A 26,391-nucleotide genomic window follows, 5' to 3' on the forward strand; every position below is an offset into this window, starting at 1 on the left:
TCATACCATGATCCGGGTCTATATCGCGTTGGGCAGTAATCAATCTATGCCACTGCAACAGGTTAAGACGGCACTGGAAGCGCTGGAGCATCTGCCGCGCACCCGGTTAGTGGCATGTTCACCTTTTTATCGCACTAAGCCACTCGGCCCACAAGATCAACCCGATTTCCTCAATGCGGTGGTGGCGTTGGATACAGCGCTTCCACCTGAGCAACTGCTAGACTGCACCCAAGCCATTGAACGTAATCAGGGGCGAGTAAGAAAAGAGCAGCGCTGGGGCCCACGGACACTGGATCTGGATATTATGTTGTATGGTGATCAACTGATAAAAACCGATCGCCTGACGGTGCCGCATTATGGTCTGAAAGAGCGCGAGTTTATGCTCTATCCATTGGCTGATATCGCCCCAGACCTGATTTTCCCTGATGGTGAGGCATTATCAGAGCGCCTTAAGCGGGTAGATAAAAATGGTTTGGTGCCTTGGTAACGAATGCCACCAGCACTAACCTGTTCCCTCCTGATATTTCTATTCTCCTTAATTCTTTATTCTGTGCTGCATTCTTAACCCCCCACCGAAGATAGAACCTCTATCCATATGATTGAATGCATAAAATAGCACCACTCGCCGTTGTACTATGGTTACAGTAGAATGGTTTTATTAAACTGACGACTTCAGGAGATAGAGTGATGAAAGCCACTACCATGAGCCATTTACGCCAATGGAAACAAGAGCAGCGTAAGTTCGCTACACTGACCGCCTATGATGCCAGCTTTGCTCAATTATTTGCCGAGCAGGGGATTGGGGTTCTGTTGGTGGGTGATTCGCTCGGTATGACGCTACAAGGCTTCGATTCAACCCTACCCGTCACCGTTGCAGATGTGGCTTATCACACCCGTGCAGTCCGCCGTGGCGCGCCTCATTGCCTGTTATTGGCCGATATGCCCTTCATGAGTTATGCCACGCCAGAACAAACATTTACCAACGCGGCAGAATTGATGCGAGCCGGGGCCAATATGGTCAAACTGGAAGGCGGCAGTTGGTTGTGCGACACCGTTCGCATGCTGGCAGAACGTGCGGTGCCCGTTTGTGGTCACTTGGGGCTAACACCACAGTCAGTCAATATCTTCGGCGGTTACAAAGTACAGGGCCGAGAAGAAGTCGCGGCCAACCAACTGATGAAAGATGCTCAGGCACTGGAAAATGCCGGTATACAACTGCTCGTTCTGGAATGTGTTCCGGTAGAATTAGCCCAACGAGTCACCGAAGCGCTATCTATTCCGGTGATTGGTATTGGGGCTGGCAATGTCACCGATGGGCAAATTCTGGTGATGCATGATGCATTGGGAATTACTGGCGGTCATACCCCTAAATTTAGCAAAAATTTCCTGGCGCAGAGTGCTGGCGATATTCGTGCTGCTATTACGCTTTATATTCAAGAAGTTGAGAGCGGTGCTTATCCGGCTGAAGAACATACATTCCAGTAAATTTTTACTGCTTAAATATTGCAATTACACCCTATTGATTTCGATATGCAGGAAGGCGGCAAGCAAGAAAATCCCGATGAACTGGCATCAGTAAGTGATTCGGATGAGCGAGTGCAGCCAATACACCTGCTACTTGAAAGATGACGGGTATACCGGAGAAAAGGATGCTAATTATTGAAACCTTGCCAATGTTGCGCCAGCAGATCCGTCGCTGGCGTCAAGAGGGTAAGCGAGTCGCGCTAGTACCGACCATGGGTAATCTACACGACGGGCATATGACATTGGTGGAAGATGCCAAAACCCGTGCCGATATCGTGGTTGTGAGTATTTTTGTCAATCCACTGCAATTTGAGCGCCCAGATGATTTGGCCCGCTATCCACGCACCCTGCAAGAAGATTGCGAGAAACTGACGCGCCACGGTGTTGACTTAGTGTTTGCTCCAGCGGCTGCCGATGTTTACCCGGCAGGATTAGAAGCTCAGACTTATGTTGATGTCCCTGCCCTGTCCACCATTTTGGAAGGTGCCAGTCGCCCCGGCCATTTTCGTGGTGTATCGACAATTGTCAGTAAACTGTTCAATCTGGTTCAACCCGATGTCGCTTGTTTTGGCGAAAAGGATTATCAGCAACTGGCGCTCATCCGCAAAATGGTGGCAGACATGGGCTATGATATCCATGTCGTTGGCGTGCCGATTGTCCGCGCCAAAGATGGCTTGGCACTGAGTTCTCGCAATGGTTATCTAACAGCGGAAGAGCGTAAAATTGCGCCGCAGCTCTATAAAATAATGCAGGCGTTAGCGGAGAAACTGACGTTGGGCGAGCGCCAGATTGATGATTTACTGGCGGATACTGCAGAGCAATTACGCCATGCTGGTTTTACACCTGATGAACTCTTTATCCGCGATGCCCAAACCTTACAGCCACTGACGGTCGAGAGTAAACAAGCTGTTATCTTGATGGCCGCCTGGCTAGGTAAAGCGCGCCTGATCGATAACCAACAGGTTGATTTGCATAGCTGATTAGTTTGTCACTAAAAATGACTGATTGCGCTGCATGTTTTGTCATCACGTCAGTCATAGACAAGTAAGATAAAATCAGCAAAACTGGGGGCTTCTTCCTGAATCAATCGATGAAAGGATCAGTTGCCAGACTTTTTCTGGGCAATAACCGGGGTCAAAGGTAAGAGTTATGATACGCACTATGTTGCAAGGCAAACTGCATCGGGTCAAAGTCACTCAAGCTGATTTGCACTATGAAGGTTCCTGCGCTATTGATCAGGATTTTCTGGAAGCGGCGGGTATTCTGGAATATGAAGCCATCGATATTTATAACGTTGACAACGGTCAGCGTTTCTCGACCTACGCAATTGCCGCCGAACGCGGTTCGCGGATAATTTCTGTCAATGGTGCGGCTGCACGCTGTGCTTGCGTTGGCGATAAACTGATTATCTGCTCGTATGTTCAGATGTCTGATGCTGATGCTCGCCTGCACCACCCTAAAGTGGCGTATTTTGAAGGTGAGAATCAGTTGCAGCGTAAAGCGAAAGCAGTGCCAGTTCAGGTCGCTTAATTCCCATTACCGCTTGAAAACACACAAAAAAGGCGCTTATTTAAGCGCCTTTCCTCATATTTAACCCTCATGCCCTATAACGACTAATCAGACTCCATCACCAAAGGTTCTGCCGGAATATGTGCTTTGCCCGGTTCATTAGCAATACGCTCTGCCATCGTTGGGATTGAGTCGGTACGCAGAATATAAAGCCGCTTAAGTGTGTAAGGATTATCGCCCGGTTTGACCTTGCCGCGCACGGTTGTCACGGCTAAATGGAAACCTGCACTTTTTGCAGCATCAATTGCGGTTTGATTAAAGCCGCCAAAGGGGTATGACAGAAAAATCACATGCGGATTAAACTGAGATAACGCGCGACGTGAATGCTCAAAATCAAAAACAATATTGTGATAAGAACGACTCAATAAAATCGGATTACGTTTATTGTCGGTCCGATGTAAAAAATGCGTATGAGACTGCACATCAAATACATCCTGAATCTCTTTCAATTCAGAAATACTCATAAACTGTAGTGCGTCAGGATTCCATTTTTGTGGGTGACGTTTAATACGTGATGAGATGATAAATGCTGTTGCCCGGAAGCCTTTTTCTTTCAGAATTGGATACGCATAGCGATGAACTGATTTAAGGCCATCATCAAATGTCAGCACCACAACTTTTGCGGGTAAGTTAATCTTATTATTGAGATACCCCTCTAACTGATAGAGGGAGATAGTGTCGTAACCGGCCTCTTTGAGATAGGTCATTTGGTTGCTAAATGCCGCATCAGAAGTCGTGGTTGACGTATTCAGGAAACGTTTGTTTTCCTCATTTCTCAACATATGGTGATAAGTCAGAATCGGGATACCGTTATCTATCTCGGCATCAACACTACTGACATACCCTAAGCGATCACCAATATTGATCTGATACCAAGTATTCCCCAACCGATCTTTCAATTTGCCTACGATTGGGTAGCGCAAATTCTCAGTTAACGTCGCGAATTGTTCACTGTCTAAATCAGCTGCCAGATAAACCGACGTTTCACGCTGTATTAAGATATTTTGGTTCGGTAACGGCTTATTCAAATCACCCAAGATATCATTACTTTTTATCTCTTTTTTTATATCACGCAAATCATCTTTATCAATAAAACCAATGCCGTTACCAAATTTAAATTCATAGTACTCTGCCGCCGCAGGTAAAATCTGAAGAAGTTGATCTTCTTTGATCTCCCCGACAGGAATGACTTTCTCGCCAACCAACGAATATATTTCACTATCACGGTCTGCAACCATGAATTTAGGGGTAAGAGTCGCTTCATCAGGCAAGAGATCTGCATGGGTTGCCGGTAGCATTACCGACATGACAACACCGAGTAGCATCCCAATAGCTATTCTGTTTTTATGCCACATTATCGTTCTACTTATGCGCATTCGGCGCTGAATTTGAAAGGGGAAAATCTGGTGCGCCAGCATAACACGAGACGCTTTGAGTTGAGAAAGACGATATTCGACGAGGACATTATTTATTACGATTAAATTCCAGCATTAACAACAATTAACTAACTAATAATTTACTAGCATACTTAATAACGTCAGCCATGACCAAAGTCACTGACGTTGCAAAAAGTAGCAACGTCAAGACTGAGGAGAGTGTTAGGTACGTAGGCCGCGACCACGTTCAATTAAATACCAAGCCCAAGCATAAAATACCGCGATAAAGACCACCAACACCCCAATGGTATAGACCAGAGGAACATCAGTAATGCCAAGGAAACCGTAACGGAATCCACTGATCATATACACGATAGGGTTGAGCTTCGATACTGCCTGCCAGAAAGGTGGCAGTAAAGCCAACGAGTAAAATACCCCGCCCAAATACGTCAACGGTGTCAGCACAAAAGTAGGCACTAGACTGATATCATCGAATGTTTTAGCAAATACAGCATTCAATAACCCACCAAGAGAGAACAGGATTGCCGTCAACATTAATGTCAATGCAATCATTGACCAAGAATGGACATGCAGAGGGACAAAGAACAGGGAAATAATCGTCACCAAGATGCCGACACAAATCCCACGAGCTACGCCACCGCCAACATAACCGACAATAACAATATGGGTAGGCACCGGGGCCACCAGCAACTCTTCAATACTGCGCTGGAATTTTGCACCAAAGAATGAAGCCGCCACATTGGCATAGGAGTTAGTAATCACCGCCATCATAATCAGGCCGGGAACAATAAACTGCATATAATCAAAACCGCCCATATCACCAATTCGCGACCCAATCAGGTTGCCAAAAATAACGAAATAGAGCGACATGGTAATGACCGGTGGCACCAGAGTTTGAATCCAGATACGGGCAAAACGCGTAATCTCTTTGATCCAAATACTTTGTAATGCTACCCAATACAGACGGGTCATGCTTTTTCTCCCCCGTTACCATTAACCAAAGTGACAAATAGCTCTTCCAGACGGTTAGCTTTGTTGCGCATACTTTGCACCTGAATGCCCTGGGCACTTAATTGACTGAATAGACCATTTAGACCCTGTTCGCGTTTTACATCCACTTCCAGCGTTGAAGTATCCGTCAGCCGATAACTGTACCCTTCCAACTTCGGTAATGGACTTTTTATTGCCAAATCAAAAATAAAGGTTTCGGATTCAAGTTTGCTCAGTAGTTGCTTCATGGTGGTATTTTCGACCAATTCACCATTCTGAATAATGCCAATGTTGCGACACAGCATTTCCGCTTCTTCCAGATAATGGGTAGTCAGAATAATTGTGGTTCCCTGCGCATTCAGCTCTTTCAAGAACCCCCACATAGAGCGACGAAGTTCAATATCTACTCCAGCCGTGGGTTCATCCAGAATCAGTAATTTAGGTTCATGCATCAGGGCGCGAGCAATCATTAAACGGCGCTTCATCCCACCGGATAGGCGAATAGCGCGCTCATTACGTTTGCTCCATAAATCTAACTGGCTGAGATATTTTTCTGCCCGTTGCAGGGCTTCGCGCCGCGTTACCCCGTAATATCCCGCTTGGGTAATCACAATCTGTAATACCGTCTCAAACGGGTTGAAGTTAAATTCTTGTGGCACTAATCCGAGTTGACGTTTGGCATTAACAATATCTTGATCAATGTCGTAACCAAAGACTTTCACCTTGCCAGAGGTTTTATTCACCAATGAACTGATAATGCCGATGGTGGTGGATTTGCCTGCCCCATTAGGCCCGAGCAAAGCATAAAAATCGCCTGCCTCTACGTGCAGATCAATACCACGCAGTGCCTGAACGCCACCCACATAGGTTTTGGTCAGTTGCGTTATTTCCAGTGCATATGTCATAAGTAAAAAAGAACCTTATTCTATGAGTTCCCGGCCGTTACAGTCTGCCCATGCCTGACTTAACCCACCCTTATCAGGGTAAGTTCGGGGCAAAAGGGAGCCTGGGTAGATACCGAGAAGATGTTACGCAGACAACAGTGCGCTTCCAACGGAACAACTGTTCCGATTTCAAAATCGTCATCCTTGCCGTATATTATCCTACCGCAATTCGTTTATTACAGGCTATTTACATTCATGAAAGAAATAGAGAAGCTCATCGCCAATAATCGGACTTGGTCAAAAGCTATCAGTGAAGATGACCCCGGTTTTTTTGAGCACTTGGCGCTAGCCCAGAAACCACGTTTCCTGTGGATTGGCTGTTCAGATAGCCGAGTTCCAGCTGAAGAATTGACTGGCCTGAAAGCGGGTGAGTTATTTGTCCACCGTAACGTTGCCAATCTGGTTATTCATACCGATTTAAACTGTCTGTCCGTAGTGCAATACGCCATCGATGTTTTGCAGGTTGAGCATATCATTATCTGCGGCCACCTTGGCTGTGGTGGTGTTGAAGCCGCAACGAAAAAAGACCTGGAATTAGGGCTGATTGATAACTGGCTGCTGCATATCAGGGATCTTTGGTTTAAACATAGCTCACTGCTGGGTAGATTACCTGCTGAAGAACGCAGCGATATGTTATGCAAACTCAACGTCGTAGAGCAAGTGTACAACCTTGGACATTCAACTATTGTCCGTTCTGCCTGGAAACGCGGGCAGAAAGCCATGATTCACGGCTGGGTTTACGGTATCGAAGATGGCCTGCTGACGGATTTAGAAGTCTCAGCGACCAGCATGGAAGCGCTTGAACAAGTCTACCGCAAAGCGATGGCCGAGTTATTACCTAAAGAACCGAAAGAAGACTAAGTCAGTCGTTATGGGAGGGTACGTTCATACGCACCCTCTCCCATTAATCACTTCCGCAGAAGCAGCCCAAACTTCAAGTGCCCAAACGCAGTCATACTTTATATTCAAGATGTCGCGAGCGGCAGCAATTTGTGTGCAACCTGCGCGCAGTAACCTGTCACCCAATTACTCATCCAACATCACAACCTTACCGACATAAGGCAAATGTCTATAACGCTGTGCATAATCAATACCATAGCCCACAACAAATTCATCTGGGATGGCGAAACCAACCCACTCAACTGGCACCTGCACTTCGCGGCGCTGTGGTTTATCCAGCAGCGTACAGATAGCTAATGATTTTGGTCCACGCAATTGTAAAATTTCGCGAACTTTGCTTAATGTATTACCCGAATCGATAATATCTTCGACAATTAGCACATCTTTGCCACGGATATCTTCATCCAGATCTTTTAGGATTTTTACATCACGGGTGGTGCTCATGCCATTGCCGTAGCTAGAGGCCGTCATAAAATCGACTTCATGGGAAACATCAATGGCGCGACATAAGTCAGCCATAAACATAAATGAACCACGGAGCAACCCGACCAGCACCATTTCACTGCCGCTGTCGCGATAATGTTCAGAAATTTGGTGGCCTAATTCGGCGATTCGGGTTTTGACTTCCTGTTCGGAAATCATGACTTCTACAGTGTGTTTCATAGGTATTAACGTCGCTTTTTTACGTTGCTTGCCGGAAGAAAGCCGCTGAGTTTACCATAGCCGGCACCATGTTGCGACGGCCTCTCCCGTCACTCACTGTGCCCAAAGAAGTTGGCATTACAGGGGAGTGAGTACTCCCGCTGTAACTTCAAATGGTTAGGCGCTGACGGTAAAGCCCAGCATCATCCCCGTATCTTCATGCTCTAGCAGATGGCAGTGGGCCATGTAAGGCATGCTAGTTGGCGCCAAATGGTTAAACCGCACCAATATTTCACTGCGCGCTCCTTCTACCCGCACGGTATCTTTCCAACCACGACGATGCTCTGCTGGCGGCTGGCCATTTTCGGTCAAAATACGGAACTGCGTGCCGTGGACATGGAATGGATGCAACATCATGTCGCCTTCCCCCGAAATGGTCCATTTCTCGTATTTACCCAGCTTGGCATCAAATGCCGGTTCGGTCATCGAGAATGCTTTGCCATTAATCATATTGGCATGGCTGAAATCAAAGTCAGATGCGGCTTTCGTCGTACCGTGGTGCATGCCACTCATATGTCCATTATCCATACCGGCCATATGACCACCGTCCATCCCTTGCATCGCACCGTGGTTCATACTCATGCCTGCCATGGCTTGCATGCCATAGCGACTCATCAGTGCCTGCATTCCCAACATATCCAGTTTGGGATCCATCATCAATTGGAACCAGCGCTCTTGCAGGCCCGAGGCATCAGCCAGTGCAGGAACAACCACCAAGGTATCAGGCAAAGTTTTACTGCCAACGGCCAGTGATGGTTGAATGCGTAAGACCGGTAAAGGTTTATCAAATGGCGCTAATGTCATCCCCATTTGTTTTACGGGCAAGGTCACCAAATCAAACGCTTTACCGTCTGAGGTATCCACCAGCACCTCAAAACGCTCCCCCATTAATATCGGTAATTCACGCACCGCGACTGGCTCTGACAGTAAACCACCATCGCTCCCAATGACATACATTGGGCGACCATCGCTAAGAGCTAGATTTAGCGAGCGTGCATTGCAACCATTGAGTAGTCGCAAACGTACCCAACCACGCGGGGTAATTTGCTGTGGGTAACTCGCCCCATTGGTGAACATTCGGTCACCAAACCAGCCAACAGCCGCTGTCATCACATCCAATTGGTAATCAATTTGACCATCGTTGCCCAAGAGTTTGTCTTGCAAAATGACCGGGATATCATCGACACCCCACTGTTTTGGTAGGGGCAATTTCTCGCTATCACTGTCATCAATTAATACCAAGCCCCCCAACCCCATCGCTACTTGATGACCGGTTTTGCCGTGGGTATGAGGATGGAACCAGCAGGTGGCTGCCGGTTGCTCTACCGTAAATGCAACCTGACGTTTTTCGCCTGGCTGAATCAATGCTTGTGGCCCACCATCGACTTCCCCGGGGATTTCTAAACCATGCCAATGCACCGTTGTGGCTTCCAGCAAAGAATTTGTCACATTAATGGTGACTGGCTTGCCACGCTGCAACCGAATCGCCGGCCCCAGCAAATTGCCGTTATAGCCCCAAGTCTGGGTCGCCGCAGAGGGCAACCAAGCCATAGTACCTGTTTGAATATTCACATTAATATTGCCACTGGCATCGGGTTGAAGTAATGGCGGGATAGGTAGAGGTGAAAAATCTGCGGCGAAAGCCGTGCGGCTCCATAGAGGCAGTGAAGTGGCGGCTCCAAGAGCTGCCGTTAACTTAATGAAATCACGGCGATGCATGGTCGTCTCCATTCTTGATTGTTGGTAGATACCCATCGGTAAATACCCAAAGAGTGCCCGCTTGGCACAAAAAATACTGTGCGGTCAGCATAGACCCTCCCCTAAAGGGAAGGTCAAGACACAATCAATCACTCTGTGAATCAATCCAGCATATACCCAGCCATCACAGTGTGATAACGTCGGTAAACAATGAACAAGCCTGTTTCCGCGATGAAAAGAACAACGTTAGTTATGCTGCTGCTTACTCTGTGCGGATTCTCGTCTGCCAGTTCTGCATTAAGTGAATCTGAAGCAGAAGATCTTGCCGATCTGACTGCGGTATTCGTCTATCTGAAGAACGACTGTGGTTATAGCGAATTGCCCAATAATGAAATCAAACGGGCAATTGTCTATTTTGCTCAACAAAATCGCTGGGATCTGCGCAACTACAATAGCTTTAATATGAAAGCGTTGGGTGAAGAGAGCTATCGTGATCTGCGTGGTATTGCGATCCCCGTTCCTACCAAATGCAAATCTTTGGCTCGTGACTCTTTGAGTTTATTGGCCTACGCTAACTAGCGATCCCACATTTTCCCTTTCAGCCTGAAATTCTGCCGTGCAACCTCTGGCAGAGTTGGCTATTATGTTGCCCCCATTTTTCATGGCTGTTACTGCGAAGGAGAAGCCCCGAACATGTCACAGAAAGAACTATGGTATGAAACATTACATGCCAATTTCGGCCAGTATTTTTCAGTCGAAAATATACTGTACCGCGAAAAAACCGAGCATCAGGATCTGGTTATTTTTGAAAACCCTGTGCTGGGTCGGGTCATGGCTCTGGATGGCGTGGTGCAAACCACCGAGCGTGATGAGTTTATCTATCACGAAATGATGACGCATGTTCCTTTGCTGGCCCACGGTCAAGCGAAGAAGGTGCTTATCATCGGCGGCGGCGATGGTGCGATGCTGCGTGAAGTGAGCCGCCACAAAAATATTGAGCAGATCACCATGGTAGAAATTGATGCCGGTGTCGTTGAGTTCTGCCGCCAATATCTCCCCAACCACAGCGCGGGTGCCTATGACGATCCCCGCTTCAAGTTAGTGATTGCTGATGGTGTCGACTTCGTTAATCAAACCACTGAAAAATTTGATGTCATTATCTCCGACTGTACCGATCCCATCGGCCCGGGAGAAAGCCTGTTCACATCGGCTTTCTACGAGGGATGTGCTCGTAGCCTGAACGAAGGCGGTATCTTTGTGGCACAAAACGGAGTGTGCTTCTTGCAACAAGATGAAGCCGTCGATAGCCATAACAAGCTTAGTCATTATTTCGAGGATGTCAGTTTTTATCAGGCCGCCATTCCGACATATTACGGTGGTATCATGACCTTCGCCTGGGCGACTCAAAACCCACAGTTGCGTCAATTGGATATTGCCACACTGCAACAACGTTTTACTGAAGCGGGCCTGGCTTGCCGCTACTATAACCCAGCGATTCATGTCGGTAGCTTTGCCTTGCCACAGTATCTGCTGGATGCCTTAACGACCACCCGTTGAGCATAATCCGTAAGGAGGTGAACTAAATTGTCCAAGCTTAAACTACACGGCTTCAACAACCTGACCAAAAGCCTGAGTTTTTGTATTTACGATATTTGTTATGCCAAGACCGCAGACGATCGCGATGGCTATATCGCCTACATTGACGAACAGTATAACGCCAACCGCCTCACCGAGATCTTGAGCGAAACCTGCTCGATCATTGGCGCTAATATTTTAAATATCGCACGTCAGGATTATGATCCTCAGGGTGCCAGTGTCACTATTTTGGTCAGCGAAGAACCCGTTGATCCGCGTGATGTCGATACCTCCGAGCACCCTGGCCCATTACCGAATGCGGTAGTTGCTCATCTGGACAAGAGCCATATCTGCGTCCATACCTACCCGGAAAGCCACCCAGAAGAGGGGCTATGTACTTTCCGTGCAGATATTGAAGTGTCTACCTGCGGTGTTATTTCTCCGCTGAAAGCACTGAATTACCTGATCCATCAGTTGGAATCCGATATCGTCACCATGGATTACCGCGTACGTGGTTTTACCCGTGATATTAACGGTGTTAAGCACTTCATCGATCACAAAATAAACTCGATTCAAAACTTTATGTCTGACGATATGAAGTCGCTTTACCACATGATGGATGTGAATGTTTATCAAGAAAATATCTTCCATACCAAGATGATGCTGAAAGATTTCGATTTGAAGCATTACCTGTTTAATGCCAAACCAGAAGAACTCAGCCCGGAAGAAAGAGAGCGTATTACCCGCCTGTTATATAAAGAAATGCAAGAAATCTACTATGGCCGTAATATGCCAGAAGTGTGATGTGGTGTAGGTGATATTCAACTTTAAATCCCGGTTTTTAGCCGGGATTTTGGGTTAAGGTAGCTGGGCAAGTAGGGTGCTAACTTTAGCGCTATCCTCAGGGTGAAGTTGCAGATACTTTTCACAGGCTAATCTGACATAGTCGAAACCCACTGATTCAGGAACAACAATTTCATCCTCACAAACACCAAACATTATTCCCTCAAAGTGCCATTCAGGATCATAGTTATTCAAGTCAGGAAAATGACAATACATCTCATTTATTACAAACCCAGTTCTGTTGATTATATTACTTACACTTTCAAGTAATTTTTCAGAAAGATTAAGTGAGTTAAAAAAACTTTTTATTACCCAATATGTATCATTATCACAATCTATTTTGTTAAAAATATATTCGTTCATCATTTAATTACCGGAAAAAAGTTAATCACAGTGCCAGAGTGTTGATCTAAAAAAATTTGAAATTTTATACCATTAGATTCCGCTCTATACTCTCTAGCACCTAAATCTCTAGCTGAATGATAACCATTTGCTGCTGCTTGTTGCCCAAGCTTTAACATCTTCTCATCAGAAAAAACCTTAGGATCATAGATGGTTTTTTCAAATATATCAGCTTTGTATCCAACCGTATTTCCTACTCTATCTTTTGCTGGGATTTGATATTTGACATGAGTAATACCTTTTACTTGCCCAAATGCTCGGTTGATTACCTTTACTCCGTTAACAGATACCGCCTGATTAAAAGCATTGGCATTGTGCGTTCCGTGAATACCTTTTCTCTGAGAGAACCCATCAAACTTAGCTAAGTGGTTCTTCAGGTTTATATTAAAGCTAATTCCAGCTGGATAAACCGACGCTCTCTGCTCAAATCTTTTTCCCCGTAATGATGCTGCCAGAGACGCTGACAAACCAAGGGCTTCAATCGTCTCTTCAGACCAACCAGTGATCTTACCAGCTTCCTCAACCCACTGATTTTTGGCGAAAATTTGACTATCAGAAAGTGTATCTACATCAGTATAAGTAAATAACTGGACTTGTTCAAAACCCGTGAGAGCAGGGTAATTGCCAAAACGCTGTTTTTCTTTTTGTATCCAATAACGTGCCAGAATACTGTCTTCTTCTGGTGTTTCGGGATACTTCACCATTAGCGCCTCAGCCCGAATACGCTCACTGGAATTGAGCGACTCCTGCGCACTACAGTTTACCTGACGGCAGGATGCGGCCATAAAGCGTTCTTGCTTAATATTGTTACCCTGAGCCAGTTCATTAATCGCCTTGATTTCTTCCTGATGCAACTGGCGGTTAAATCTTTCGACGACTTCGGCGGCATCCGCGCCACTATATGCACCCTCAGCTTTACTACTAGCTAGTGCTCCGGCTAGAGCCCCGGCCACACGGCTAAGTTGCGCTTGCTGCTCTTGCCAGTGCTGCGTGCCAATCAGGTTATCACCCAGCACCGCACCGGCCAACTCTGCTGCTAGTGCACCCGCCGCTGCACCTTCCTTATTACCACCACTAATTTCAGCAGCGATACCTGCCACTAATGCATGGCTTAGGGCTTTGCCCGGAGCGCCTAATACACGCCCATTGTTGCCGATAACATGCGCCCCTTCGGCATGCAACTGAGCACCCGTATTGGCGAGTAATGCAGTAGTAAAATTATCTTTAAAACTCCCGCCATTGATGCCGGTATTAAGGCTGGAGCTGATAATGGATTGACCGGCTACTCGCTGAACAACTTTATTCCAGTCACCGTTGCTCAACTGGGGTAATTGTGCAGCGTTGACACTATCAGCAGCGCTCCCCACCCCCATCGCAGCGTCAAACCCGCTCAATGCCCCCCCAACTGCCATTGAGGTTACCAGCGATTTTACTGATGATTTACTACCTAACTCCCTGAATGTTTTTGATATATCACCTTCATTATTGACCAGCGATACTGCCGCCTGCGAAGCCAGAGAGGATATCCCGGCAGTTACCGCGCCTCCAGCCATGCCGCCACCTGCCGCCGTACCTGCCGTGACAGCCAGCCCCGATCCTGCCGTTGCTGCCGCCACGGCAATCGCAATCACCACCGCCACCACCGGATTCAGTTGTTGGCTGCGGTGATCCCAACGGTGGTAAGCATCCATCACTTTTTGCCACTGCACATCGTCGCGTAGATTGAGCGTTTTCAGCCACTCATTGCCGGGAGTATTGCCCAATGCGATCACCGCATCATGCAATGACTGCTCATTTCGAACTTTTATATCAGCACTAACCCCTTGAGCAGCATCAATGGTTAATTCACCACCAGTATGAATAATGGGTAAAATCCATTTTTCGTCCTGATACCCTTTGTCGGTGTGCTTGATGTAAAAGCCTTTCGACACCGTCGTCTTTTGCTCAAACGAGCTATCTTTAACGGCTTCAAAATTCACCCTGCCGTGAGTACTGGTTAATCTAGCGTTCTGATCTGCGGCAATTTTGCTAGCCTGATAAGTGCTATCATCACGACTTAGCAGGTTGATATTGTCATCAGCCGTAAACTCTGTGACTTTATTCGTGGCGACATGCTGGACATTATGGTGTGATTTTCTTCGTCCCCACCATTTACGGGTATTCCAACGCTCTTCGGCATGGCTGGTTTCCTCCATCGCTTGAGCAAATAAATAGCCACCTTCAGCGGCAATATCCATGACTTTTTTGGCGGCTAACTGGGTTGCCTGAAACAAAATACTGCCGTTTGAAATCAGCGTCAGTATGCCACCGCTCTTAAGTTGAGTCGGTTGCTGGAGCTTGTTATAGCTAAAATTATCACCACCGCCCTGATGCTGCTCATTGAGCAGCGACTCAAAGCGCATATTATCACCAGAGGTCAGCATCATATCGCCGCCAGAAGAAAGCTCTGCCCCCTGAGCGAGTAGTTGATGACCTGACACCGCATTCAGTGCATTTCCCGCCAGCAAGCGTGTCATCACATGGCGATCCTGACGTTGATTCCCCTCTGGGTTATCAAGGCCTGAATAAAGTGATGCCGTCAGCCGAATATCCCTACCTGCCAATAAATTAAGATTATTGCCAACGGTTATCTTGCTGGCCTGACTCAAAATATCGCGGCCCGCATTGATTAAGAGATTACCTTTGGCATTTATCTGAGTGCTCAATTCAGGGGTGCGTGATGATGGGAAGAATAGCTGGAGATCATCATATGGAAAGGATGAATAAGGATCCAACAGTGAATCAAATGTAAATGTGATATCACGTGGTGACAGCTCAATATCACGAGCAGCATGCAAGTTAATATCCTGTTCTGACTCTAACGTGACGCCATGTAAGGTCAGGTTATTACCCGCACTAAATGTGATATCCTGATGACTTTTTAGCTTACCCGGTAAATAAAACAACCGGTTAATATGTTGTATACTTTGTTCTCGGTTGAGAATTTCCCCACCATTTATTTCATCGATTAAATTTTTACTGTGTTTGACATTAATATCATGATTTGCTGATAAGAAAATATTATTGGCGGGGTGAATTAGGGTGTCAGTTAAATTAATATTCTTACCCGCAATGACAGTGAAATCTCCCTTTGCATTTACTTCGCTGATTATTCTCTGGTGTGAGGGTTGAAGATAATATTCACTATGATACTCCGGTTCAAATAGAACATCCCCTTGCCGACTCAGCAACGTAATATCTCGACCTAAAAATTTACCATGCACTGAATTAATGTCATTGAGTGCAGAAAATGATATATCTCGACCTTGAAGAGTTGTATTATTTAAATGAATAGTGTCATCAGCAACAAATGTTATATCGCCACGAGCCTGAATCAAATAATTGCTGGTAATGGACTTTGCATGCAGTAATATATTATGACCTAACACAACGGGTTGTGTTGGTTTTTTCAACTCGAAACCGAAGCCAAATTGTGAATGGGGCCACGATAACAATGGTTGTAACTGAATACTATTATTAAAATCAAGGACGACATTCCTGCCCGAAGAAATAGTGCCATTGTTTTTATCCAATTCAGTCCATCGTATATACCATCGTCTTCTCTGGCATGATTTCGGTGATGCATTCCCTCCTGAACGTTATAATTAACGAACGTATCCTCTCTCCAATCGCTATGACTGTTATTGAGAAATTCATTTCCAGTCAGGAAAATATCCTTTGGGGCGCTGATATTACTGACCGAATTAGTTAGCTGACTGGCATTAATATATAGATTATTACCTGAATGTATTGTTGCAGCAGGCGTCGTGGCTGTTATCTGATACAGCTTCCGCTCAGTATTAATTTTATATAAAAACCATTTTGCTCGCTCATTAATAAGCCTAACATCTGCGGTGTCAAACCACTCCGTAGGGAACTCAGCAGGAAATTGTTCTGCTGATAATTCGATGGTTTTTCTAACCGGTGGATAATAAATATTTTCATAATCATAAATGTAGGCATGGATAGAATCTGGTGTTAACTCCTGCCACCCCACATTAAATACCTGACGAGAATTATCTAGTTTATCCGTACGAATAATCAAATCACCAAGATTAGTTTTAATACTGCCAGACTTATTCTCAACTAACTTATTCTTATTTCCCTCCGCATCTTTTTGGATCCACATATGATGGCGGGCATGTAGTTCAGCTGATGGGCCAACATTATGAACTTTATCGCTAAAAATACGCACATCACCTACGGCCTTAACTTTGCTGAAGTTATTTAATTCAGTTGTTACCAGCGTGACATCCCCACCACTAAGTAATTCGCTATCCACAGTAATAGTGGTATTTCCACCGAGTATATTGAGATCTTTTTTTGCCAGAATATTTCCGAGTGTTATATTCCCTGCAATATCAAACGTCACATTGCCTTCAGCACCAAAAATATTTTTGAGGTCAGCACCTGCACCCTTTTCCTTTGATACCAAACGAATACGATCAGCATACATACCACCCAATGCACGAGTATCTATCGCCAACGCAGGTGTGGCCCCCATGACTGACAAAGGTTCAATATGACCATTCTGATAATCAATCTTATTCGTCCCCAAAATGATATCAAGCTGCTTCGCATCAACTTCTCCATTAAGGTTCAGCTGACGGCTGATGAAGACGGTATCTTTTTGAGAAAGGGCAGTGAGTCCTTTATTGCCCACAGTAATTGTGCCCCCCTGCACATTGAGCCACTCCAGCTCACCTAACCGATTCAATACCGGTGTCCCTGTGGTTAATGTAATAGCGCCCACATTGTTAAACCAACAACCATTGCAACTTATGCCATTGGGATTGGCGATAATCACATTGGCCTTTTCACCGAAGATGTTGAGCATGCCTTCCAGTGAAGAGTGATGACGGCTGGTAACTTCATTAATAATCAACTGCGCGCTATTACCCCCTAAATTGGGATTAGCCGCCAAATGTCCTACTGCCCATGTTGAGTACCCCGCAGTTTTCGCGTTATTTAATATCGCGCCTATGGGGGAGACATTAAAGTCATGATAGCGATTATGAGATACTCCAGCGGCATTCGGCCGGGCAATATTCACCACAGGGATCTGACCGTGTACTCTGACTTGAGTTTGGGCGTTATCGGGCTGGATACCAGCAGCAATAGCCGGATGTAAAGGTTGTACACTAGTGAGGTAAATCAGCAGCCAACTGACGATAGGCGTGGGTCGATAAGCAAATCCTTCCATAAAATCACCATCCTGGTGTTGTGTTGGAGTAACGACTGATTCGCAGCTTACTTGTCTACCGGCAAAATAATGAGTCAGCCAGAGAAAGCAACTCACTGGATAGCCTACGCAATTCAATAGCGGATTCTAGTGTGGTTTATCTGATTAACTAACTTAACCAATTGTTTATTAAACTAATATTCCTTAATGGTTAGCCAAAATATATTCATCACGCTTTAACTCGACTGCCCAGCAAGATATGGAGCAACAAAAAATCATCTCCAATCCCTACCCTGAGTTATCAATAATTACACTTCGCTATTCCCATCTTCCTAATTGACGATGTATAAGAGGATCCTATTTTTCTGTCTCATGTTGCTCAAGGAAGATGCCCCGTTCATGAACCGCCTCCCTACCCTGTATGGCGTTATTGCAATCCTGCTTTGGAGCATGAGTGTTGCCTTGACTCGCGGATTGTCTGAAACACTGGGGCCATTTGGCGCGGGTGCCGCCATTTATACTGTCAGTGGGATTTTGGTGTGGTTGGTGGACGGTAAACCGACATTGCGCGGGCAACACCCCGCTTACCTGTATGGCTGTGGTTTTCTGTTTGTAGTCTATATGGTGTCCTTTGCTCTGGCCGTCGGCATGGCCAATGACCGCCAGCAAACACTTGAAATTGGGCTGATTAACTATCTGTGGCCAAGTCTGACCCTGCTGTTAGCGGTGCCATTACTTAAACTCCGACCACGTTGGTGGCTCTGGCCGGGAGCCGCTTTGGCGCTGTTCGGGGTTATCTGGGTAGTCAGTGGTGGTGATGGGCTGGATGTTAATGTTCTGCGCACCAATGTTAGCAGCAATCCGCTGGCCTACAGCCTGGCACTGATTGCCGCTTTTACCTGGGCGGGTTATTCCAATTTAGTGCGTTTATACAGTCGAGGGCCGGGGGCATTGCCACTATTTTTACTCGCCTGTGCCCTGTGCTTGTGGGTGATGTTCTTTGTGCTGACACCCGGTAAGTTACACTTCACCTCACGTGCCACTTTTGAACTGTTACTAATGGGTGCAAATACAGCGCTGGCCTACTTATGCTGGGATATTGCCATGAAAAAAGGCAACGCCACACTGGTCGCCGCCCTCTCTTACTTCACACCTTTGTTGTCGATATTGATTGCCAGTTTATGGCTCAATACCCTGCCCTCAGCCGCATTCTGGCCGGGTGTTGCCATGGTGGTGGTCGGCTCTTTACTGTGCTGGTCTGCCAGCCGCAATCCCCTCTAACTCTTTTTACAAATACATACCCAAAAAAATTGGAGTTGCAGGTAGGCAGCAAGCAAACGAATCCCGATGAGCTTACACAAGTAAGTGATTCGGGTGAATGAGCGCAGCTAACACCCCTGTAGCTTCAAGTTTGAAGGGTAAAATCGCGATAGCCTTTCAGGACTAACAGAAAATCCTCTAAACCACACAGGCAAAGGCTCTCTTCATCATAGTAATTCATGCCTTCTTCCATCTCATCGCCTTCCAGATCCAGTTGATTGGCACGTACCATGACTTCTTCACCGTCCAGCCACAAGGTGTATTCGTGGCCCATGAGTTGCCACTGACGCTCACTGCCTTTCACTTCATTGGCGGCAGCTTCAATTTGGTCCAGTTTTGCCAAATCACCTTTAATTTCTTCATTGAGCCAATGGCCAATCACTTCATGCCCCATGGAGAATCTGACCAGCACTTGCCCTGTTAAATCACGCAAGAATTCATAGTCCATAGCACGTCCTCCTAATGCTCTTCTAATGAGTTTAATCGTTATTGGCAGCCTGACTCGGCGCAAACTCGCAAAGCCGGTAAATACCTGCAAAATTCTAATCAAAACTATTTTTTAAATAAAAAAAGGAGGCCAATGGCCTCCTTTTTTAGCAGGTGCGAAATATAGCGATTTACACGGCGGTTTGGAAGATCACGCCATCGGCTTTATCGGTATATTGGCTTAACTGATCAAAATTCAGATAGCGGTATGTATCTTCCGCAGTCTTATCAACCTGAGCCATATACGTTTGATATTCATCAGGAGTCGGCAGACGCCCAAGCAGTGATGCTATCGCTGCCAGTTCAGCCGAAGCCAGATAAACATTCGCCCCAGTCCCTAAGCGGTTCGGGAAGTTACGGGTTGAGGTAGAGACAACCGTCGCACCGTCCGCAACTCGCGCTTGGTTACCCATGCACAATGAACACCCGGGGATCTCGATACGCGCACCACTCTTACCAAAGACGCTGTAATAGCCTTCTTCAGTCAGTTGTGCAGCATCCATTTTAGTTGGTGGTGCAACCCACAGACGAGTCGGTAACTGGCCTTTATGTTGATCCAGCAATTTACCTGCGGCACGGAAGTGGCCAATGTTGGTCATGCATGAACCGATAAAGACTTCATCGATTTTGCTGTTGGCAACATCAGACAACAAACGAGCGTCGTCAGGATCGTTTGGTGCGCACAGAATGGGCTGAGTTATCTCTGCCAGATCAATTTCGATCACTGCAGCGTATTGTGCATCTGCATCACCTTCCAGCAGATTTGGATTTGCCAACCAGCTTTCCATACCGTTGATACGGCGCTCCAGCGTACGGCGATCACCGTAACCTTCAGCAATCATCCACTTCAATAGCACAATGTTGGATTGCAGATATTCAGTGATAGGTGCTTTATCTAGCTTAATGGTACAGCCAGCCGCAGAACGCTCGGCAGAAGCATCTGCCAGTTCGAACGCTTGTTCGACCTTCAGCTCAGGTAAACCTTCAATTTCCAGAATTCGGCCAGAGAAAATATTCTTCTTGCCTTGCTTCTCGACAGTCAGCAAACCTTCCTGAATCGCGTAGTAAGGGATTGCATGCACCAGATCACGCAAGGTGATACCCGGCTGCATTTCGCCTTTAAAACGCACCAGTACAGATTCAGGCATGTCCAGAGGCATCACACCGGTTGCCGCCGCAAAAGCGACCAGACCAGAACCTGCAGGGAAAGAGATCCCGATAGGGAAACGGGTATGGGAGTCACCGCCTGTACCAACGGTATCTGGTAGCAGCATGCGGTTCAGCCATGAGTGAATGATACCGTCGCCCGGGCGCAGAGACACACCGCCACGGTTCATAATAAAATCAGGCAGTGTGTGATGGGTCGTCACGTCAACTGGCTTCGGATATGCCGCTGTATGGCAGAATGACTGCATCACTAAATCAGCGGAGAAACCCAGACACGCCAAGTCTTTCAGCTCATCACGCGTCATTGGCCCAGTGGTATCTTGTGAACCGACCGAAGTCATTTTAGGCTCACAATATTCACCCGGACGCACTCCAGCAACACCACAGGCGCGACCCACCATTTTTTGTGCCAGCGAGAAACCTTTGTTGCTTTTCGCCACCGGTTTCGCCACACGGAATACTTCACTGGCAGGCAGCCCTAATGATTCGCGAGCTTTCGTGGTCAAGCCACGGCCCACAATCAATGGAATACGGCCACCGGCGCGGACTTCATCCAGCAACACATCCGTTTTAAGTTCGAAAGTGGCTAATATCTCGCCAGTATCATGGCGGCGAACTTCACCCAGATACGGGAAGATATCAATAACGTCGCCCATATTCATATTGGCAACATCGACTTCGATTGGCAGAGCACCAGCATCTTCCATGGTATTAAAGAAGATTGGCGCAATTTTGCTGCCCAGCACCACACCACCACCGCGCTTGTTCGGCACGTAAGGGATATCGTCGCCCATAAACCACAGCACAGAGTTAGTGGCAGATTTGCGCGAAGAACCAGTACCAACGACGTCACCGACATAAGCCAGCGGGAAGCCTTTTTTGTTCAGCTCTTCAATTTGCTTAATTGGGCCAACACTGCCCGGTTGATCCGGATGAATCCCCTCACGCTCATTTTTGAGCATTGCCAGAGCATGCAATGGGATATCAGGGCGAGACCAGGCATCAGGGGCCGGAGACAAGTCATCAGTGTTGGTCTCACCAGTGACTTTAAAGACCGTGACCGTGATTTTCTCAGCCAGTGCTGGACGGGAAAGATACCATTCGGCATCAGCCCAGGATTGCATCACTTTCTTAGCATGCGGATTACCGGCTTTGGCTTTTTCTTCCACATCGTAGAAGTTATCAAACATCAGCAAGGTATGAGATAAGGCTTTGCCCGCAATTGGAGCCAGCTTTTCATTATCTAACGCATCAATCAGCGGATGAATATTATAACCGCCTTGCATGGTGCCAAGCAGTTCAATAGCTTTCTCTGCGGTAATCAAAGGGGAGTGGGCTTCGCCCTTGGCGATAGCAGCCAAAAAACCAGCTTTAACATAGGCTGCTTCATCAACACCAGGTGGTACGCGGTTAATCAGCAGGTCTAATAGGAATTCTTCTTCGCCCACAGGCGGATTTTTTAATGATTCAACCAGCGCTGCCATTTGTGATGCATCTAATGGCTTGGGGACGATACCCTCTGCAGCACGCTCGGCTACGTGCTTACGGTATTCTTCTAGCACGACTCTCTCCTCGCTCTTATTGTCATTTATTTTGCCGGGCTTATTCCACCAGCCATCATCACTGATGCAGTAGGTGTAAGGTAAGAGGCCCAGTTTCGCTCAACCAGCATACCAGTATTTAAACTCAGTGTTAATTCGTTCACATAAAAGCAACATTAAATTTTTGCTGAATCGTTGAGCGCAGTGTAATCATCTTACATATTGATAACGGCTCTCAGTTAGCCCATCACTAAAGGCCAACACACCTGCTGATTGAAAGATGACAAGTATAATAACCATAACTAATGAATGGATACCATCGCTCTCTGAGTGTCTCGTGCTGTTGGTAGGACTTTTATGGCGGTGAATGGCAAATGGAAAATATTGTGGCGATAAAGAGAGCAGAAACAGCCGAAAATGGCCGTATCTGCTCATTGTAGAGAGGTAAGTTTAGAACTGAGTATTCAAGCTCACAAAGAATGTCCGGCCCGGCTCATTATAAGTGGCCGCCCCAGCACCCGCGATATTGGCAACGTTCTGCGCATTACCCGCACGGAACTGGCGCTTATCAAACAAGTTTTCGATACCCGTGGTGACACTGACATTTTTTGTCACGGTATAGCTGGTGCTCAGACCAAAAATGGCATACGGGCTGACTTCATTGAGCGCCGTACCTGTCACAGGCAAACCTTGATAGTCATATTTCTTCGGTTTCTGACGCCCATACCATGTCACAGTCGACAGGAAGGACAGATCATCCGTTGCTTGCCAGCTCAATGAGCTATTCAGTGTAAACTCTGGGGTGATCGATAGATAATCCCCGGTCGTTTTGTTCTTCGATTCCAACATGTAGGTCAGGTTGCTACTCCATTGCACCGTATCAGTGAATGGAACGGTCAGGTTACCTTCCAAACCTTCAACCAATGCTTTCGGCACATTCTCCCACTGGAAAATATCGGAGTTAGCATAAGCGCCAGTTCCGCCACTGGCGTTGCCCAGTGAGACCAAGCCCGGCTCAATCTTATTGCGATAATCATTACGGAAGTAAGTAATACCGGCAATAATGCCATCGTTATTATGGAACTCGAACCCAATCTCTTTGTTCACACTCGTTTCGGCTGATAGAGAATCATTCCCCATCAAGTAGCAACTGCCGCCACCACCATAGCAGCCCTGACCACGGCTATATAACAGATAGTTAGGGTTGGTTTGATAGAGATTCGGCGCTTTATATGAACGCGCGATACCCATTTTCATGGTGAAGTAATCGCCCAGTTCTTGTGACAGGTTTAGGCCCGGACTCCAGTTACTGCCCGCGGTGCTGTGATGATCAAAACGCAGCGCAGGGGTGAGCATCGTGGTGTCTGTCAATTCAATATTGTCTTCAACAAAGACCGACGCTATCTGTGCTGACGAGCGAGTATCGCGCCCGGTGCCAGTTAAGCCACTGACACTGCCCCCTTCGCTCGTTGTTTGGGTATTAGAGGTTGGGTCATTCATTTTCTGGTCATTCCATTCGGCACCCACAGTCAGTACCTGATTAACGCCCCAATCAAAGGGCAAGTTAATTTCGGAATGGGCCAAATAGTTATCCAGCTTGATAGTGCTGAAATGGTTATTAGAGAAAATACCTTCTGTACCGCCCGCCAGTCCCTCATTAATACGTGAGTTGCGTGTATCTTCATACTGAACATAAGAGGTCGTGCTGACACCGTTATCCCAGAAACCACGATGTGTGAGTGAGAAGTTATCGCGATACATCACGTTAGTTTCTGCGCCGTATAAACTACGAACAATGGCATTGCTGTTGGTGTTTTGGGTATCACCAGCGTAAATATTCCCCTGACGGCTATAACCCACCTCAAACTCCAGAGATTGGCCGACCGCGAAGTCCCAACGCAGTAACCCATTGATATCTTTATTGCGCACCCCTTCACGCCCGGCCGGCAACGTCCCAGCCTGATTACCTGTTCGGGCTGACTCATGACCGGCGTTAATATCCCAATCATCAGCATCAGTTTTATTGTATCCACCGTATAAACGGAAGCTGAGGGTGTCACTTAATGGCCCCATCAGACTAAAATCAGTGCGCCGCGTTGCCCCTTCTTCACTGTGCTGTGGCAGGTTCATATAAGCATTCCAGCTACCGTGCAGCTCTTTGTCTGGTTGTTTGGTGATGATATTCACCACACCACCTGCGGCACCATTACCATAGCGTGCCGCTGCCGGGCCGCGTAACACTTCGATTTTTTCAACCATATTAGCGGGAACCCAGTTGGTATCACCACGGGTATCACGCTCGCCACGCCAACCATAACGCACCGCATTGCGGCTCGAAACCGGAATGCCATCAATCATAATCAGGGTATTTTCTGGCCCCATGCCACGAATATCAATCTGGCGGTTATTACCGCGCTGACCACTGGCTGAGTTGCCGGAAAGATTCACACCCGGCATAGTACGGATAATTTCGGATAGGTCATTTGCCGGTGGGCGTTTGCGGATATCTTCCGCAGTAATAGTGGATGCCCCTAATGCTTGACGCACTTGCTGTTGAGCCGTCACCACTAGAGTATCGCCAGACGCCGCTTTGCCTCCGGCTTCAGAGGGTTCTTGCTGTTGAGTCGCGGTGACAGTTTGTGTTTTTTCTATCGCGGCTGTATCAGAGCCGGTTTGAGTGCTATCTTGTGTCTGCGCCCAAAGCGGAGTTGAAATACACAGGCCAATCAAGCTCGCCAAGGTCGTCAGAGAGCGCCGCTGCCATTTTACTTTCATTACACTTTCCCCGATGCAAAAGCCCACAGCAAATGTCAGCAGAGGAAAATCTCTACCGATCTATTCATAGGGCAACAAAAACGAACAAGATTGATAATTATTTTCATTATCAATTCATCTTGCTAATTGTTACATTTGCTATCAGAAAAAAGGTTTGTGTAAACAGCAAAGCTCTTTGTCAGAACGTCAATGTCAGTGGAGAATTTGTCATGCCCGCGGTGAAAAGAAATAATTTACGCAATGTTTCCCCCTCATCCAAACCGATTTACCGCGACCAGATTGTGCAGCAATCGAATCTGGTTGCCAGCGATTATCAGTTGAGCGGGGCTAAATCTTTGTCTACTGACCCGGTATTATATGGTGATTTTCAGGTGTTACGCCTAAATCCACACCTGATTTTGCATACCGCAAACGTCACTAATCTCTACGATATTAAAACGCAGAGTCAGCTCAATCCTGCGCTGAAACTGGCGATTGTGGTTAGCGGTAGCGCACATGTTTCATTTGGTGGTAAACAACTGCATTTGCAGGAAAAAGGCGATGCCTCCCTAGTTTCGCTGACGGAAAGCACTCTATTTACTCGCCATGGCAAAAACAACAGTCACGAACGCACGCTGACTCTCACCTTTGACCGTGAATGGTTGTACGGTGATTTATTGCCGCACTCTGGCTCCTGGGATGCGCTGTACAACTTTACTCAGCAACACTTGGCGATTCATTTATGGCGTCCATCCATCCACGCTCAAGCCATCGCCCAGAAAATAGCAAGTGCTCCGCCCTTTTCAACACCACTCGAGCGGCTACAGTGGGAAACTCAATGTATTGGGTTGATTATTGAAGCGTTCAGCTCACTGGAGAAGCAGGCCCAACAACAAAATAAAATGTCATTACGTGGGTTGAATCGTATTCAGCAGGTACGCGATTGGCTGGAAAGTGGCGAGGCTGACCACCTATCAATGAGTGAGTTAGCGCATTTAGTGAATATGAGCCAAAGTACGTTACAGCGGCGTTTTCGTGAAAGTTACAACATTACGGTGTTTGAATACCTGCGCCATTGCCGTTTAAAACGCGCCATGCTGGCACTCCAGAAAGAAGGTATCAGTATTGATCAAGCGGCCACCCTTGCCGGATATACCAGTTCAGCTAATTTCACGACAGCCCTACGCCGCACATTTAATATTACAGCAAGTCAATTACGCAATGGATTCCACCCCTGAAATAAATAAAATAATTTCACAGTCTATTATTTTATTTATTTCATATTAGCGTAATCACGGTTATTAATTCGCAGACACACATCCTCCTTAAAAAATAAAATTCCCTCCATTCATCAAAAA

The 26,391-nt window shown here is 46.7% G+C and carries 19 protein-coding genes and 1 pseudogene; 10 read left to right on the forward strand and 10 right to left on the reverse strand.

Features of this window, described 5'->3' with window-relative positions; translation table 11 throughout:
- The first annotated feature begins 7 nt into the window (after positions 1–7).
- The 4 genes from folK to panD all read left to right on the forward strand — a co-directional run bounded on the left by folK (position 8) and on the right by panD (position 3,054).
- Complete coding sequence (gene folK / locus ACIOG0_RS17855) at positions 8–487, forward strand: 2-amino-4-hydroxy-6-hydroxymethyldihydropteridine diphosphokinase (RefSeq protein WP_050100412.1); 480 nt, start codon at positions 8–10, stop codon at positions 485–487.
- 200 nt (positions 488–687) lie between these two features.
- Complete coding sequence (gene panB / locus ACIOG0_RS17860; protein WP_050100413.1) at positions 688–1,485, forward strand: 3-methyl-2-oxobutanoate hydroxymethyltransferase; 798 nt, start codon at positions 688–690, stop codon at positions 1,483–1,485.
- Between the two features lie 164 nt (positions 1,486–1,649).
- A complete protein-coding gene (panC, locus tag ACIOG0_RS17865; RefSeq protein ID WP_050100414.1) occupies positions 1,650–2,504 on the forward strand; it encodes a pantoate--beta-alanine ligase in 855 nt (284 codons plus the stop codon).
- A gap of 169 nt (positions 2,505–2,673) precedes the next feature.
- Positions 2,674–3,054, forward strand: a complete 381-nt coding sequence (gene panD, locus ACIOG0_RS17870) for an aspartate 1-decarboxylase (protein WP_005156780.1) — start codon at positions 2,674–2,676, stop codon at positions 3,052–3,054.
- A gap of 83 nt (positions 3,055–3,137) precedes the next feature.
- On the opposite strand, the gene ACIOG0_RS17875 is transcribed toward panD, so the two are convergent.
- From ACIOG0_RS17875 to ACIOG0_RS17885, 3 genes are all read right to left on the reverse strand, one after another.
- Positions 3,138–4,448 carry a polysaccharide deacetylase family protein gene (locus tag ACIOG0_RS17875; RefSeq protein ID WP_050100416.1) on the reverse strand — a complete coding sequence of 437 codons (1,311 nt, stop codon included), beginning with the start codon at positions 4,446–4,448 and terminating at the stop codon, positions 3,138–3,140.
- A 243-nt stretch (positions 4,449–4,691) separates the two neighbouring features.
- Positions 4,692–5,462, reverse strand: a complete 771-nt coding sequence (locus tag ACIOG0_RS17880) for an ABC transporter permease (RefSeq protein ID WP_050100418.1) — start codon at positions 5,460–5,462, stop codon at positions 4,692–4,694.
- Positions 5,459–6,385 (reverse strand): ABC transporter ATP-binding protein, encoded by a 927-nt coding sequence (locus ACIOG0_RS17885; protein ID WP_050100419.1) that lies wholly within the window; start codon positions 6,383–6,385, stop codon positions 5,459–5,461. Before ACIOG0_RS17885 ends, ACIOG0_RS17880 begins: the two co-directional genes overlap by 4 nt.
- Positions 6,386–6,619: 234 nt before the next feature.
- On the opposite strand from ACIOG0_RS17885, the gene can reads away from it, so the two are divergent.
- Positions 6,620–7,285: a carbonate dehydratase gene (gene can, locus ACIOG0_RS17890; protein ID WP_050100421.1), complete on the forward strand. Its 666-nt coding sequence runs from the start codon at positions 6,620–6,622 to the stop codon at positions 7,283–7,285.
- 165 nt (positions 7,286–7,450) lie between these two features.
- Here can and hpt read toward each other — a convergent pair whose 3' ends face one another.
- Together hpt and cueO are read right to left on the reverse strand one after the other, a co-directional pair.
- Entirely contained in the window at positions 7,451–7,987 is a 537-nt protein-coding gene (gene hpt, locus ACIOG0_RS17895) for a hypoxanthine phosphoribosyltransferase (RefSeq protein ID WP_050100423.1), read from the reverse strand.
- Between the two features lie 156 nt (positions 7,988–8,143).
- The gene (cueO, locus tag ACIOG0_RS17900; RefSeq protein ID WP_145581831.1) at positions 8,144–9,745 is read right to left on the reverse strand and encodes a multicopper oxidase CueO; all 1,602 of its coding nucleotides are present in this window, start codon (positions 9,743–9,745) and stop codon (positions 8,144–8,146) included.
- A gap of 210 nt (positions 9,746–9,955) precedes the next feature.
- Here cueO and ACIOG0_RS17905 point away from each other — a divergent pair, with 210 nt between their 5' ends.
- The 3 genes from ACIOG0_RS17905 (at position 9,956) to speD (ending at position 12,103) form a co-directional block, all read left to right on the forward strand.
- Complete coding sequence (locus ACIOG0_RS17905) at positions 9,956–10,303, forward strand: YacC family pilotin-like protein (protein WP_050100428.1); 348 nt, start codon at positions 9,956–9,958, stop codon at positions 10,301–10,303.
- A 114-nt stretch (positions 10,304–10,417) separates the two neighbouring features.
- The gene (gene speE / locus ACIOG0_RS17910; protein ID WP_050100430.1) at positions 10,418–11,281 is read left to right on the forward strand and encodes a polyamine aminopropyltransferase; all 864 of its coding nucleotides are present in this window, start codon (positions 10,418–10,420) and stop codon (positions 11,279–11,281) included.
- A gap of 27 nt (positions 11,282–11,308) precedes the next feature.
- Complete coding sequence (gene speD, locus ACIOG0_RS17915) at positions 11,309–12,103, forward strand: adenosylmethionine decarboxylase (protein ID WP_050100434.1); 795 nt, start codon at positions 11,309–11,311, stop codon at positions 12,101–12,103.
- Between the two features lie 54 nt (positions 12,104–12,157).
- Here speD and cdiI read toward each other — a convergent pair whose 3' ends face one another.
- Positions 12,158–12,508, reverse strand: coding sequence for a ribonuclease toxin immunity protein CdiI (gene cdiI / locus ACIOG0_RS17920; protein WP_404704883.1), 351 nt, complete (start codon positions 12,506–12,508; stop codon positions 12,158–12,160).
- Positions 12,505–17,786: pseudogene (gene cdiA, locus ACIOG0_RS17925) on the reverse strand (contact-dependent inhibition toxin CdiA). The gene cdiI and the pseudogene cdiA overlap by 4 nt, the downstream one beginning before the upstream one ends.
- Positions 17,787–18,164: 378 nt before the next feature.
- Here cdiA and yddG point away from each other — a divergent pair.
- Entirely contained in the window at positions 18,165–19,046 is an 882-nt protein-coding gene (yddG, locus tag ACIOG0_RS17930; protein WP_050100437.1) for an aromatic amino acid DMT transporter YddG, read from the forward strand.
- Positions 19,047–19,170: 124 nt separating this feature from the next.
- Here yddG and yacL read toward each other — a convergent pair whose 3' ends face one another.
- The 3 genes from yacL to ACIOG0_RS17945 all read right to left on the reverse strand — a co-directional run bounded on the left by yacL (position 19,171) and on the right by ACIOG0_RS17945 (position 25,054).
- Positions 19,171–19,533: a protein YacL gene (gene yacL, locus ACIOG0_RS17935; protein ID WP_128451274.1), complete on the reverse strand. Its 363-nt coding sequence runs from the start codon at positions 19,531–19,533 to the stop codon at positions 19,171–19,173.
- Between the two features lie 169 nt (positions 19,534–19,702).
- Positions 19,703–22,300 (reverse strand): bifunctional aconitate hydratase 2/2-methylisocitrate dehydratase, encoded by a 2,598-nt coding sequence (gene acnB, locus ACIOG0_RS17940; protein WP_128451275.1) that lies wholly within the window; start codon positions 22,298–22,300, stop codon positions 19,703–19,705.
- A 429-nt stretch (positions 22,301–22,729) separates the two neighbouring features.
- Positions 22,730–25,054: a TonB-dependent siderophore receptor gene (locus ACIOG0_RS17945; RefSeq protein ID WP_050100442.1), complete on the reverse strand. Its 2,325-nt coding sequence runs from the start codon at positions 25,052–25,054 to the stop codon at positions 22,730–22,732.
- 209 nt (positions 25,055–25,263) lie between these two features.
- On the opposite strand from ACIOG0_RS17945, the gene ACIOG0_RS17950 reads away from it, so the two are divergent.
- Positions 25,264–26,271: an AraC family transcriptional regulator gene (locus tag ACIOG0_RS17950; protein ID WP_050100444.1), complete on the forward strand. Its 1,008-nt coding sequence runs from the start codon at positions 25,264–25,266 to the stop codon at positions 26,269–26,271.
- Positions 26,272–26,391 lie beyond the last annotated feature (120 nt).

Source organism: Yersinia vastinensis, assembly GCF_044905075.1.
GTDB classification, from domain to species: domain Bacteria; phylum Pseudomonadota; class Gammaproteobacteria; order Enterobacterales; family Enterobacteriaceae; genus Yersinia; species Yersinia vastinensis.